General features: G+C 45.5%; 13 protein-coding genes. 2 read left to right on the top strand and 11 right to left on the bottom strand.

The features are described from left to right. Window positions 1-11 precede the first annotated feature (11 nt). The 11 genes from KQI22_RS06310 to argC all read right to left on the bottom strand — a co-directional run bounded on the left by KQI22_RS06310 (window position 12) and on the right by argC (window position 11854). A complete protein-coding gene (locus KQI22_RS06310; protein ID WP_216551263.1) occupies window positions 12-2375 on the bottom strand; it encodes a ComEC/Rec2 family competence protein in 2364 nt (787 codons plus the stop codon). Between the two features lie 30 nt (window positions 2376-2405). Continuing rightward, window positions 2406-3323, bottom strand: coding sequence for a GerMN domain-containing protein (locus KQI22_RS06305; protein ID WP_216551262.1), 918 nt, complete (start codon window positions 3321-3323; stop codon window positions 2406-2408). 38 nt (window positions 3324-3361) lie between these two features. Next, window positions 3362-4855, bottom strand: coding sequence for a sensor histidine kinase (locus KQI22_RS06300; protein ID WP_253293534.1), 1494 nt, complete (start codon window positions 4853-4855; stop codon window positions 3362-3364). Between the two features lie 10 nt (window positions 4856-4865). Beyond that, window positions 4866-5555, bottom strand: coding sequence for a response regulator transcription factor (locus KQI22_RS06295; protein ID WP_305854760.1), 690 nt, complete (start codon window positions 5553-5555; stop codon window positions 4866-4868). Between the two features lie 20 nt (window positions 5556-5575). Continuing rightward, window positions 5576-6262 (bottom strand): ComEA family DNA-binding protein, encoded by a 687-nt coding sequence (locus KQI22_RS06290; RefSeq protein ID WP_216551260.1) that lies wholly within the window; start codon window positions 6260-6262, stop codon window positions 5576-5578. Between the two features lie 94 nt (window positions 6263-6356). After that, window positions 6357-6785, bottom strand: a complete 429-nt coding sequence (locus tag KQI22_RS06285; protein ID WP_022003586.1) for a DMT family transporter — start codon at window positions 6783-6785, stop codon at window positions 6357-6359. Between the two features lie 62 nt (window positions 6786-6847). Next, entirely contained in the window at window positions 6848-8200 is a 1353-nt protein-coding gene (locus tag KQI22_RS06280) for a sugar ABC transporter substrate-binding protein (protein ID WP_216551259.1), read from the bottom strand. Window positions 8201-8203: 3 nt separating this feature from the next. Next, window positions 8204-9400, bottom strand: a complete 1197-nt coding sequence (locus KQI22_RS06275) for an aspartate aminotransferase family protein (RefSeq protein ID WP_216551258.1) — start codon at window positions 9398-9400, stop codon at window positions 8204-8206. A 1-nt stretch (window position 9401) separates the two neighbouring features. After that, window positions 9402-10289, bottom strand: coding sequence for an acetylglutamate kinase (gene argB / locus KQI22_RS06270; RefSeq protein ID WP_216551257.1), 888 nt, complete (start codon window positions 10287-10289; stop codon window positions 9402-9404). A gap of 54 nt (window positions 10290-10343) precedes the next feature. Further along, window positions 10344-10787, bottom strand: coding sequence for a GNAT family N-acetyltransferase (locus KQI22_RS06265; RefSeq protein WP_216551256.1), 444 nt, complete (start codon window positions 10785-10787; stop codon window positions 10344-10346). An 11-nt stretch (window positions 10788-10798) separates the two neighbouring features. Then, window positions 10799-11854: an N-acetyl-gamma-glutamyl-phosphate reductase gene (argC, locus tag KQI22_RS06260; RefSeq protein ID WP_216551255.1), complete on the bottom strand. Its 1056-nt coding sequence runs from the start codon at window positions 11852-11854 to the stop codon at window positions 10799-10801. 253 nt (window positions 11855-12107) lie between these two features. On the opposite strand from argC, the gene KQI22_RS06255 reads away from it, so the two are divergent. Then, the gene (locus KQI22_RS06255) at window positions 12108-13337 is read left to right on the top strand and encodes an argininosuccinate synthase (protein WP_216551254.1); all 1230 of its coding nucleotides are present in this window, start codon (window positions 12108-12110) and stop codon (window positions 13335-13337) included. A 15-nt stretch (window positions 13338-13352) separates the two neighbouring features. Next, entirely contained in the window at window positions 13353-13646 is a 294-nt protein-coding gene (locus KQI22_RS06250) for a DUF1294 domain-containing protein (protein ID WP_216551253.1), read from the top strand. Window positions 13647-13682 lie beyond the last annotated feature (36 nt).

Below are 13682 nucleotides of genomic sequence, written 5' to 3'. Positions count from 1 at the left end.
CCCCTGCTGTTTTATGGTGCTGTGCAGTTATATTCAGTATAACAATATTCCGGGAAAATGGAAAGCTGTACTTTCTTTTTTCCGATATGTAGGACAATTTCGCCCGCTTCATCTGTTCGGACTATGTGACTGCCACAGTCAGCCAGTCTGTCCAGCGTTTCCCTGTGCGGATGTCCGTAAGAGTTATCTCTGCCGCAGGAGATCAGGGCAAGCTTGGGGCTGATGTAGGTCAGCAGACTGGCAGAGCTTGACGTCTTTGCACCGTGATGGGCAACCTTCAGACAATCCACCTCTCTCATTCCATTCTGCTTCATTGCCTGCACGACCGCTGCATCACAGGTTTCGGTACTGTCTCCGGTCAGCAGCATAGTATAGCCCCGGAGCGTGGCATATAAAACCATGGAAGCCTCATTTTCGTCCGTTACCGTCAGCTTACCGGATGGATACAGACAGAAAAGCGAAAGATCTCCTGCCCGGATTCTGTCTCTCTGCCGGATATAGGTAATCCTGCTGCCCGACCTGTAAGCAGCCTTCCGCAGCACATCATATGCTTCATTTTCCTCCGCCATTTCACTGAAAAATACCGTTCCGACCGAAATCCCACATGAGCTTTGCAGCAGCTCCAGACTTGCAGAATAATGATCCTCATGTGCGTGTGAGATAAAAATCCCGTCTATATACCGGATCCCATGATATTTCAGGTACGGGATCAGTCTGTACTTGCCCGCCTCCTTTACATCACTGCTGCCACCGTCTACCAGAAAAACGTGTCCGCCCTTCTCCTGCAGCAAGATACAGTCCCCCTGCCCGATCGACAGCATTGTGATCCTGTTTTCTGTATGCGGGGGCAATATTAGTAAGCATATGCTAACTATAATCAGAATGATTCCGGTTCTTTTACTATCTCTTTTGTTCTTTCTTATCCTGTTCTTTCCATTCTTTCCGGTCTTTCTTCTATCTTGTTCCGCATTCTCTCCTGTTATCTGACACTCTCTGTTTTCTTGCTGTTTTTCCCTTTGCTTCTCCTGCTTGTTTCTGTTTTTGCTATGATATAAAAGCACCAGCGAAAAAAACAGAAACAGATAATAAACAATCATCTGCCAGATACGTGGTCTTCCGAAAATCTGTATACTGCCTGGCAGACCTTCCGCCTTTATGCACAGCCATCTGTAAAATGTCAGAATGTATTCCGGAATCTGCAAAAGCAGGGGAAACCGCAGCAGATAGGCAAAAATTGCAACCGGCAGCAGAACAGACATCAGCGGGATCACGAGCAGATTCAGCAGCATGGCATAGACAGGAAGCTCATAAAAGAACCAGAGCTGCACCGGCAGTGTCACTAACAATATCCCGATACCGGGCAGCAGCTTTTCCTGCAGTATTTTCTGTATCCGGTATTCCGTTTCTGTCTGAAAGACCGGCAGAAAAAGCGTCAAGCCAAGCACTGCCCCATAAGAGAGAAGAAAACCTGCCTGCTGCACACTGTCAGGCTTTTGCAAGACCAGAAGGAGCGCCGTCACTGCCATGGCAGTCAACAGATCATAGCTTCTGCCAAGCAGCTGAGCGAAAAGCAATATCATACACATCCCGCAGGCACGGAACACAGAGCTGCCCACACCGACCATTTTACCATACAGAAGCAGCATTCCCACGCCTGCACCGCAACAGACCCAGATGGGCAGAAAGCATTTACGCAGCAGCCTGTAAAATCCCATACCAAGCAACGAGATATGCAGCCCGGAGATTGCCAGAATATGTGCGATCCCATTCCGCTGAAACAGCATACGGATATCACCATCCAGCGCACTTTTCTCTCCCAGCACCATGGCTGATAAGATCCCCGCATTTTCTTCCTGCATATATGCCTTAAAAAATGCCTTCGCATCCTCCCGCAACCGAAAAAATCCTTCCGCCAGCCTGTCCGCTTCCCGGGAAACTTTTAAAATTTCTGCATTTGTCAGCTGGATGTCATACCCGAGCGATGCATAATATGCTCTTGCATCAAACTGTCCTTCATTTTCCGCATGTGCAAAATACCTGACCTTACCACAAACGATCAGTCTGCTTCCCAGTGAAGGCATCTGCGCAAGGCTTCCCTCCTGCAGATAACAGACAGCTCCCATTTTTCTATTTGAATTTTTGTTGTTTGTATTGGAATCATCCGCTGCGACCGCACCGGATAAGATCCGCACCTGCTGCAGATATAACAGCAGGTGTCCGTTTTTTTCTTCTTTTTGCATCAGTCTGCCGCCAAGAGAAATCTGTTCTTTCTCCTTGGGAAGTGCTTCTGCCATTTTCTGCCCTGTCAGCTGCACCAGAAACAAGCCGGTACACAACAGCAGGACTGCCACACAAAGTGGTCTTTTCAGCTGCATGTCATTTTACTATACTCCAGACAGCATATACTACTGCTCTACCAACTCCAGATTCCGCTCAAACACTGTTGCAAGCGGAATACTTTCTTTGTAAGAAAGATCTGTCTCCCCATTGATAGAGATCTGTACTCTGTTGACATCCGACAGCTCTACAAGTGAATTAACGATCGAATAGATCGTCACACCGGCATCTACCTTATAGATCTGCGTCAGGAACTCTTTATCCAGATTGACATAGCATGTACCGTCACTGACAGTTACCGATACTACTTTTGTCGCCGGATTAATTGTCGGATACGCTTCTTCCCCATCCTGCACGCCTGTGATCAGCTGCTCCATGACAAGCTTATCGAGTGAAATGTTACTGCTATATACTACCTCACGCGTTACCGTTTTCAGCTTATCGCCATTTTCGTTGGCAAAATAAAGCACCAATGATACTTTTTCTTCCGTATTGATCTCATTACCGGAATTATCAATGAACTGATCTGCTGTCATAACACCGACCGGAGCCCCCTGATTGTTCAGCAGTGCAGAACCGTCTACCAGAAATGATACATAATTGACATCCGGTATCTGTGTCAGCGTTCTGACAATCGCTGCTCTGGTCAGAATCTCTCCCGTCAGAGACTGTGCATAGTAGCCCACGCCAAAATTCAGATTTGCACTTTCATCCGCCACTGTACTGCTCTGCAGCTGGATTGCTTCCGTGATCGCAGCCCTGTTTTCCGTATCTTCCGGTGTTTTTTCCAGTTCCTCTATCAAAACTCCGAGCAGTTTTTCGGTATCTGTCTCCGTAGTTGTGATCTCACGGCTTGCTACTTTTGTTTCTTCCTTATTCACTTCATATATCTGATATACTGTCTCATCTGTTGCTTTCTGCTCTTTTCCGCATGCGGTAAGCACCAACATAAACATGATGCACAGCCAGATCCCATATTTCTTCATATGCCTTTCCTGCCTCTTTGTGTCATCAGAAGTCATTGTTACTTGGATACATAAATGATCGGTATCTTGACGGTGAAAACAGTTCCCTGTCCTTCTTCACTGTCTATCTTAATAGAACCTCTGTGCAGAAGAATCGCATTTCTTGCAATCGCAAGTCCCAGACCGGTTCCGCCGATCTCTCTGGAATGAGATTTATCCACACGGTAAAAGCGCTCAAAAATGTGCTCCTGCGCCTCCTCCGGGATACCGATTCCATTATCCTCTACCATGATCGTTGCAAACTGATGATCCGCATCCAGCGAAACCTTGACATATCCATACTCTTTATTGTATTTGATCGCATTCTCCACCAGATTGGAGATTGCAAGCGTCAGCTTCACTTCATCGATCTCTGCAAAGACCTCCCGTGCGCTTTCATACAAAACATCGATATTACGCTGCTTTGCGATCGGACGCAGACGTTTTAAGATCAGCTCGATCAGTTCATTCAGATTCCGATTTTCAATATTCAGATTTGCAGATGTCTTATCCATTTTCACTAGAGAAAGCAGATCTGTAATGATCTTATTTTCTCTTTCAATCTCTTCTGCAATATCGGTCATAAATTCCTTATACAGTTCAATCGGAACATCCTCCTGTGAAATCAGTGAATCTGCAAGAACCTTCATTGATGTGATCGGTGTTTTCAGTTCATGGGACACATTAGATACAAATTCCTGTCTGGATTCGTCCAATGTACGCATTCTGCCAAGCAGTTCATTAAATGCATTCACGATATGTTCTGTTTCCACATAATCCGACACGCTGATCTGCTCCGTATTAAATCCGTCATTGATCTCCCGGATTGCCGAAGTGACACGATCAAACGGTCTGACCAGAATATGTGACAGAAGCCACGCAATACCAATCAGAAGAATCATCGCCGTAAACTGCAGGATCGTTGCCTGATTCCGCAATAGCTCCACATTCGTTGCAATATTGTCTGTGGAAACACTTGTCAGCATAACACCCTTTACCTGACTTTTCTGCTGCCCACCGTCCACTGTCTTCTGCTCGCCTGCTGTTTCCTGCGTGGTATTATCCACGATCGGTGTCGTTACTTCTATATATTTATTTTTTGCATCATAATTGGAAGATGTCTGCCCTTTCATGCAAAGCATGACCTCTTCTGAAACGATCGTCTTTCCTTCACTGATTCCATAGGTATCTTTTATGATATTACAGTTTTGATCGATAATAATGACACGCCCGTCATACAGATCGGACAGCATAGACAGCTCCGCATTTACAACCTCTGAGCTTGTATCACTCAGATAGTTATATGTGATCAGGTGATTTGCCAGGATCTTAAACTGATTCTGGACATCTGTAGTCCGGACACTGACTGCCCGCTTTTCGTAATTTTGTAAAATAGCGTTTCTCAGTACCATAGTCGGTATGATACCGACTGCCAGAATAATGATAAAGATCCGTACTTTCAGGCTCCGCAAGAACTGGAGCCTGTCCTTTACTTTAGAAAACAACAGTTTCAATGTTCATTCCTCATCCTTTAAAATAGTAGCCAACACCCCATTTGGTATGCACATATTTCGGTTCGCTGGAATTTGTCTCTACTTTCTCACGCAGACGACGGATATGTACATCCACCGTTCTTGCATCGCCCGGATAATCTGCCCCCCAGACCATTGTGAGCAGCTTCTCCCTGCTGTATACCTGATTTGGGTGAGTTGCCAGAAGCTCCAGTACGTCAAACTCCTTGGCTGTCAGATTGATTTCTCTTCCCTCTATATACACTCTTCTGTTGTCGCGCTCAATAGTCATATCGCCTGCCTGGATCCTGCCGGCTGTATCGGCTTTCTTTTCCTGTTTGGCAGTTCTGCGGATGATGGCTTTGATCCTTGCCTTGACCTCAAGAATATTGAACGGCTTTGTAATATAGTCATCTGCACCATATTCCAGTCCCAGAATCTTATCCATATCATCGCCCTTGGCAGTCAGCATGATGATCGGTACATTGGAAAATTCCCTGATCTGCTGACAGACCTCAAAGCCGGAAAGCTTCGGAAGCATGATATCCAGCAGAATTATATCAAACTGCTGCTCTCTGGCAAAGGTAAGTGCTTCTTCCCCATCATAAGCACAGGTCACTTCCATGCCATCCTGCTCTAAACTGAACCGGATTCCTTTTACGATCAGTTTTTCATCATCCACAACTAACACTCTGTTTGCCATCATATTCTCCCATTCACACACTATTGCGTTATTTTAATTTTATCTTTTATCTTCGTGTATAAGCCATCCTTGATCCCGGATACCTGCTTGATCTCCTCCACAGTCTGAAAGCTGCCATGCTCCTGTCTGTATGCAAGGATACTTTCCGCTCTTGCCTGTCCTACACCCGGCAGCGTACATAATTCCGCCACATCAGCCGTATTGATATCCACAAGTTCATCATCTGCCTGCTCAGCAGACGTCTCCGTTTCCTCTGCCTGGGCGAGTTCCCATTCCTCCTGCGTACAGATCCTGATCATCTGTCCGTCCTCTACGGGAAGTGCCTGATTGACTGCCTCCGGCTCTGCATCCTCTGTCATACCGCCTGCCAGCTCCACCACATCAAAAATACGGGCATCGTCCTGCACCTTGTAAACACCGGGATATTTTACCGCACCATTGATCTGGACATAAATCTCTTTTCCGGTATCAGCTGCTTTCTCCGTCCGGTCAGCTGTGGCATCCGCCGGTTCTTCTGCCTGCACCAGGGACTCCTTCGCGGATTGATCTGCTCCGCCCTGTCCATCACCTGACTCCTGCATGACCTTTGTCTGCTCCCCGCCTTCCAGTTCATATGTATACCGCCCATTGGAACAGGCAGAAAGAAAGAAGGCTGTAAACAGGCAGCCCAGCATGATCATGGTACATTTCATTCTTTTTGTATGCATAACATAGTCTCCTTTATCTGATAAAGAAGCCCCTCTATGTCAATCGCACTTTCATTGTATGCTAAAAAAACGCGGATAGCAAGCAGATTTTATATCACATTTTAAAAACAATAACGCCGATGACCGCCACTGCCATTCCCACCAGTTTTCTGACAGAAAACGGCTCCTTTTCGACACCGAACATCCCCAGAAGTTCGATCAGATAGGCACTGATCAGCTGCGCGATCACAATAAACATGACCGCCTTTGCAGGTCCCAGCTTTCCCATGCTGACAACGACCGTATAGGTGATAAACGCACCGATCACGCCGCCGAGCAGCAGGTAAGAAGGCTTTGCCGCAAGTACCTTCAGCGGATTGCTCCGATCCGTAAAAAGCCATGCCAGAACACAGACCAAGAGTGCTGTAAGCTGTACAAAAGCGGATGTTGTCCACAAAGAAGACTGTTTTGTCACCTGTGTGTTGAAAACACCCTGTACACTCATCAGAATTCCCGATAATACTGCAATAAAAAAACCAACCACCGTATAAGACCTCCTGTTTATCTATATCTTATCCCGTTGATCGGTTTTTATTCCTTCTTTTATTATTTCTGCAGCTGTACATCCATCTGTTCCTGCAAAGACTGCAATGCCTGATCCGCATCTTCACCTTCCCAGATACCTGTCAGTGTCCGTTCCAGCTGTACCCAGAAATTGCTCACCTGCATGATCTTTGGCAGGCTGACACTTTTTTCGTATGCCTGCATGGCAAGCGCCGGCTTATCGTTTTCATAGCTGACATTTTTATGGGCGGTCAGTTTTCCTGTTCTGTCATAAAAATCCGCACCGATCGTCCCGGTCAGATAAGATGCAAAAGCATTGGCATCTTCCTTGTAATGCCCGTAGCCGTTGACGATCACACCGTTTGTCACGGAAAGTCCACGGCTTTTCAAGTCTGTGGAAACATCAGGCAGCATTGCCATTCCGTATTCTCCCTGCAGACTGCCATCTGCCTTTGCCGCTTCCAGTCTTGCAATCGCATCTGTGGTCACAACCGTAAATAATGTCCTGCCGTCTATAAATTCCTGCAATACCGTATTATAATCTGCTTCCTTTGCCTCAATGGAAAAGAACTGGTTCAGACTCTGATACATCTGCAGGCAGGCTGTTGTATTCTCATTATGAATATTGCAGATGGATGCATCATCCCCATCTTCTCCGCCGATATCCATATAATTGCCGGCAAAAAAATAATTATAGAAAATATCCGATACATCCCATTTTAAAATAGATTCCACGCCATCCGGTGCATCGTAAGCATCCGCAAGGTTCAAAATGTCATCTACCGTTTTAGGAATCAGGTCGCTTCCGCCGGTAATCTCGATCCCAACCTCTTCTCCCGCTTCCTGCTGGGACTTAAGTGCTTCGATTTTATTTGCCGCCATCTCGTCCAGATAAGTCTGATTATACAACAAGAGAGAAGTTTCATAGTAAAAAGGATAAGCAAGCAGCTTGTCCTGATAAGTTACTGCATGCAGTGCTGCCTGCGGGAAGTTTTCCTCTGTCACGATCTGCTCCGGATCTGTGATCTCATCTGCCAGTCCTGCCAGATATACCTTTTCCAGACTGTCATTACTGATCAGACACAGATCGGGCATTGCCTGCTCCTGCATCGTTGCCTGATTGATGCTCTCCACATATTCGACTGCGGATACGAGCGTTGGCACGATCCTGATATTGTCATGCGCTTCCATGTAAGAAAGTGCCATACTGTTCATATAATCTGTCAGTGCTTCATCCGTATACCAGACATAAAGCGTCTCCTTCTGCATCCCTGTGCCAATCGACGGCTGATTGCTGCCCTGAGACGGCTGCAGATCCTGCACGCCCCTCAGCCAGACGAAAAACACCAGCAGAAGAACCAGTATCACAGAATAGATTCTACCTCTGATTTTCATGCGTTACTCCAATTCCTTCAGACATGTATCCAGTATCTGTATCATGTCATCTACATCTTTTTCCGAAATAACAAGAGGTGGTACAAAACGGATGATCTGTGTTCCTGCATTGATCAGGACAAGTCCCATTTCCAGTGCTTTGTTGATCACCGGTGCAACCGGCTTGTCAAATACAAGTCCCTGCATCAGTCCGACACCTCTGTGCGCTATAATACTATCATACTTTTCTGTCAGTTTGTCCAGTTCTTTCCATAAATAAGCACCGACCTTCCGGACATTATCAAGTACCTTTTCCTCTTCAAACAGATCGATCACCTTGCTGATCGCCGCACAGGCAAACGGATTACCGCCATAGGTTGTACCGTGATCGCCCGCTACAAGAGATGCGGCGCCGACCTTTTCCGTCATCAGAAAGGCGCCAACCGGAACACCGCAGCCCAGTGCTTTTGCTGTTGTCATGACATCCGGCTTCACACCGTATCTCTGCCATGCAAACATTTCACCTGTTCTGCCCATGCCACACTGGATCTCATCCAAAATAAGCAGGATATCTTTTTCATCGCAAAGTGCACGTACCTGCTTCATAAATTCTTCTGTAGCAGGGAAGATACCACCCTCGCCCTGTACGGTTTCAAACAGGATCGCACAGGTTTTGTCCGTTACCTGCGCAAGCACACTGTTAAAATCATTCAGCTCGGCAAACCTGATATTGCCAATCATCGGTTCAAATGCTTCTCTGTAATGCGGATTACCCGTCACGGAAAGTGCCCCCATCGTTCTGCCATGGAATGAATGATTCATGGCAATGATCTCATGATCTGTCTTCCCATCTTTCAGATACGCATATTTTCTGGCTGTCTTAATGGCACCTTCAATGGATTCCGCACCGCTGTTTGTAAAGAAAACACGATCCATACTGGAAATCTTTTTCAGCTTTCTGGCTGCTTCTATTGCCGGTACATTATAATAGTAGTTGGAAGTATGCAGGATCTTGTCGATCTGTGCCTTTAAAGCATCATTATATGCCTTATTATTATATCCAAGGGCAAACACGGCAATTCCTGCCACGAAATCCAGATATTCTTTTCCTTCGATATCATACAATTTTACGCCGTCTCCATGATCGAATACGACCTGATACCGGTTATAAGTATGCAGCAGATCCTTCTCTGCTTCTTCAATATATTCCTGCATATTCATATTATAATTCTCCTTCATCCTTTACGATCGCTGTACCAATACCTTCATTGGTGAAGATTTCCAGAAGCAGACAATGTGCGATTCTGCCGTCCAGGATATGGACACGGCCTACACCGTTCTTTACCGCATCTGTACAGTTGTGCAGCTTCGGTAACATACCGCCGCCGATACAGCCTTCCTCGATCAGCTCATCTGCCTGTGTTGCAGTCAGTCTGGAAATAAAGCTGCTCTTATCATTGATGTCTCTGTAAAGTCCCTCAATATCTGTTAAGAATGCCAGTTTTTCAGCACCGACCGCCTTTGCGATCGCGCAGGCTGCATCATCTGCATTGATATTGTAGGATTCAAATTCATCACCGAGACCGATCGGTGCGATGATCGGCAGAAAGTCATTATCCAGAAGATCGAACAGGATCTGTGGATCTACTTTCTTGACATCACCGACAAAACCGATATCTTCGCCGCCCGCATATTTTTTATCCACATGTAACAGACCTCCGTCTTTTCCACTGATACCGACAGCCTTGACACCAAGCTCCTCCACCATCGTAACAAGCTGCTTATTAACTTTGGATAACACCATTTCGGCAATTTCCATAGTCTCTGCATCCGTTACACGCAGTCCGTTGATAAATTTTGCTTCTTTACCAACCTTACCGACCCAGCGGCTGATCTCCTTACCTCCGCCATGTACAATGATCGGCTTAAATCCTACCAGCTTCAAAAGTGTCACATCTTTGATGACATTTCGCTGCAGCTCCGGATTTGCCATTGCACTTCCGCCGTATTTAACCACGATGATACGGCGGTTAAACTTTTGAATATAAGGAAGCGCTTCAATGAGCACTTCTGCTTTTTCCATTATCTGTTTCATGTCTTTGTTATCCATTGTTGTTCTCCATTCTCATATGCTTTTCAGATCTGTTTCTATGGCATATCTGTTCTATCGGTTGAAACGTATAATATTATTTTTATTGAGCACAAAATCATAATAGTTCAGATCCTCACGCTTTGTCCAGCCGATCTCTTTCCAGAAAGCGTTTCCGATATCATTTTGTGTAAAAGCGATCAATGATACCTTATTGATCCCTTCCTTATGTAAGGCGTTCATACAGTGAACAACCATGTCCTTACCGATTCCACGTCGTCTGTACGCCGGATCCACACAGACATGATACAGGCAGCCTCGTCTGCCGTCATGCCCGCAAAGGATCGCACCAACGATCTTGCCATCTTCTTCCGCTACCACGCTGATCCCCGGATTTCTCTGCAGAAACCTTGCCACGCCCTCTTTGGAATCATCCACGCTGCGGATCGCAAAGCCGCTGATCGTCAGCCAGAGTGCATATACCTGATCATAATCCTCTATTTTCATTGCACGTATCATTTTTATCTACCTTATGGGAACATTGGTACCAGTTCCAGTCCTTCCTTTTCATCCAGTCCAAACATCAGGTTCATATTCTGTATTGCCTGTCCGGCCGCGCCTTTTACGATATTATCCAGCGCACCCATCATGATGATCCTGCCTGTTCTCTCGTCAATCTTAAAGTTCACATCCACGAAGTTGCTGCCCTCTACCCATTTTGTCTCCGGGCATACATTCTTTTCCAGAACACGGACAAAATACTCATCTGCATAGTATTTATCATATACTGCCTTGATCTCTTCATAAGTTGGAAGAGAGCCATCTGCCTTTTTGGTCAGTGTTGCATATTCTGTCACTAAAATGCCTCTGTTCATCGGAACAAGATGCGGTGTAAAGTTTACAAGGATCTCTTTTCCTGCTGCATAGCCAAGCTGCTCCTCGATCTCCGGGGTATGTCTGTGTGTGGCAACACCGTAGGCTTTGATATTTTCATTGACTTCACAGTACAGGTTGTTTACCTTTGCACCTCTGCCCGCTCCGGATGTACCGCTCTTTGCATCGATGATCAGTGTCTGCGGATCGATCAGTCCTTCCTTGACCAGCGGATATGCTGTCAGGATCGAACAGGTTGTATAACAGCCCGGATTAGCGACCAGTCTTGCCCCCTTCGTCTTTTCCCTGTTGATCTCACAAAGTCCGTAAACAGCTTCCTTAATATACTGTGGTGCCTTATGGGTAATGCCATACCACTTTTCATATACGGAAACATCTTTGATACGGAAGTCCGCGCTCAGATCGATGATCTTTGTCTGGCTTAAGATCGAATCATTAATCACGGAAGCACAAAAGCCCTGCGGTGTAGCGGTAAAGATCACATCCACCTGCTTTGCCAGTTCTTCCATATTATCATCAAGGCATGTATCCTCCACAAGCTGGAACATATTGCCGTATACACTTGCATATTTCTGATCGATATAGCTGCGTGAGCCATACCATTTGATTTCTACCTCTTTATGCTGCAAAAGCAGTCTGACGAGCTCACCTCCCGCATAGCCGGTTGCGCCGATAATTCCTGCTTTGATCATATCTCATTTCTCCCTTCTAAATACATATCTTCTATATCTTACTTCAATTCTTTCATTCCTTCAATCCGTTTTTTGTCCTGACATCGTATAATTATACGTCTGCAATGTATAATATGCAATAGTTTTTTCATAATATGCACTATTTTACGCATTATTCATCGTTTTATGCATATTTTCATACTTGCATTATGCACTTTTATGTTGTATATTAGTTGCAGAACTTACAATACATACCTATGGAGGCATATTTATTATGAGAGAAAAAGTTGTTTTAGCGTACTCAGGCGGGCTTGATACAACAGCCATTATTCCCTGGTTAAAAGAAAATTACGATTACGATGTTGTCTGCTGCTGTATCGACTGCGGACAGGGCAATGAGCTGGATGGTCTTGACGAAAGAGCAAAACTTGCCGGTGCTGAGAAATTATACATTGAAGATCTGACAGATGAATTCTGTGATCACTATATCGTACCTTGCGTACAGGCACATGCTGTATATGAAAACAAATATTTACTTGGTACTTCCATGGCACGTCCTGCTATTGCAAAGAAGCTTGTAGAGATCGCCCGGAAAGAAAACGCCGTTGCGATCTGCCACGGTGCAACAGGAAAAGGAAATGACCAGATCCGTTTTGAGCTTGGTATCAAAGCACTGGCTCCTGATCTGAAGATCATTGCTCCTTGGAGAAATGACAAATGGAAATTACAGTCCCGTGAAGACGAGATCGAATACTGCAAGCAGCATGGCATTCATCTTCCGTTCTCAGAGGATAACTCTTACAGCCGTGACCGTAACATCTGGCATATCAGCCATGAAGGTCTGGAACTGGAAGATCCTGCAAATGAGCCAAATTACGAGCATCTGCTTGTACTTGGCACCACACCTGAAAAAGCACCTGATGAAGGCGAATATGTAACAATGACATTTGAAGCCGGTGTACCGAAGAGTGTCAACGGAAAGGAAATGAAGGTTTCCGATATCATCCGTACTCTGAACGCATTAGGCGGCAAGCATGGTATCGGTATCGTAGATATCGTTGAAAACCGTGTTGTTGGTATGAAGAGCCGTGGTGTATACGAGACTCCTGGCGGAACGATCCTGTACGAAGCACATCAGCAGCTTGAAGAGCTGATCCTTGACCGTGATGTTTACCGTGCAAAGAAAGATATGGGAGCTCTGTTCTCTCAGGTTGTTTACGAAGGGAAATGGTTCTCACCGCTTCGTGAAGCAGCACAGGCATTTATCGAGAGCACACAGAAGTATGTGACCGGCGAAGTAAAATTCAAACTTTACAAAGGCAACATCATCAAAGCAGGTACAACTTCTCCATATTCTTTATATAATGAAAGCATTGCAAGCTTTACAACCGGCGATATGTATGACCATCATGATGCAGAAGGCTTCATCAATCTGTTTGGTCTTTCTACAAAGGTTCGTGCTATGAAGATGCTGGAAGTACAGAACAAGAAGAACGATAAATAATTTTCTGAGGTCAGTATGAGTGTATACACAATCATCATTACCTATGTTATTATGATCAATCTGATCGCCTTTTTTCTGATGGGGCTCGACAAATGGAAAGCGCGGAAAAGGGCATGGCGGATTCCGGAAGTTACCCTGTTTCTGTTTGCCATCTTTGGTGGCAGCATCGGCAGTATCCTCGGTATGTTTCTCTTCCATCATAAGACCCGCCACTGGTACTTCTTATATGGATTGCCACTGATTTTATGTGTGCAGCTTCTGCTCATTTATCTGATCTGGCATTCCCCTATTGAGATTGGGATTTTATAATGACACGGAGTCATGCGATGCATGGCTCCGCCTGTT

This window comes from Kineothrix sp. MSJ-39 (assembly GCF_018917935.1).
In the GTDB taxonomy this organism is placed as follows: domain Bacteria; phylum Bacillota; class Clostridia; order Lachnospirales; family Lachnospiraceae; genus CAG-194.
Note: the sequence above shows the minus strand (reverse complement) of the source record. Positions and strands in the feature narration are given on the sequence as shown.

Excerpts from the sequence above, each read along its gene's own strand:
- KQI22_RS06310 (WP_216551263.1), bottom strand. The coding sequence starts at position 2,375 with ATGCAGCTGAAAAGACCACTTTGTGTGGCAGTCCTGCTGTTGTGTACC.
- KQI22_RS06305 (WP_216551262.1), bottom strand. The coding sequence starts at position 3,323 with ATGAAGAAATATGGGATCTGGCTGTGCATCATGTTTATGTTGGTGCTT.
- KQI22_RS06295 (WP_305854760.1), bottom strand. The coding sequence starts at position 5,555 with ATGGCAAACAGAGTGTTAGTTGTGGATGATGAAAAACTGATCGTAAAA.
- KQI22_RS06290 (WP_216551260.1), bottom strand. The coding sequence starts at position 6,262 with ATGCATACAAAAAGAATGAAATGTACCATGATCATGCTGGGCTGCCTG.
- KQI22_RS06280 (WP_216551259.1), bottom strand. The coding sequence starts at position 8,200 with ATGAAAATCAGAGGTAGAATCTATTCTGTGATACTGGTTCTTCTGCTG.
- KQI22_RS06275 (WP_216551258.1), bottom strand. The coding sequence starts at position 9,400 with ATGAATATGCAGGAATATATTGAAGAAGCAGAGAAGGATCTGCTGCAT.
- argB (WP_216551257.1), bottom strand. The coding sequence starts at position 10,289 with ATGGATAACAAAGACATGAAACAGATAATGGAAAAAGCAGAAGTGCTC.
- KQI22_RS06265 (WP_216551256.1), bottom strand. The coding sequence starts at position 10,787 with ATGATACGTGCAATGAAAATAGAGGATTATGATCAGGTATATGCACTC.
- argC (WP_216551255.1), bottom strand. The coding sequence starts at position 11,854 with ATGATCAAAGCAGGAATTATCGGCGCAACCGGCTATGCGGGAGGTGAG.
- KQI22_RS06255 (WP_216551254.1), top strand. The coding sequence starts at position 12,108 with ATGAGAGAAAAAGTTGTTTTAGCGTACTCAGGCGGGCTTGATACAACA.
- KQI22_RS06250 (WP_216551253.1), top strand. The coding sequence starts at position 13,353 with ATGAGTGTATACACAATCATCATTACCTATGTTATTATGATCAATCTG.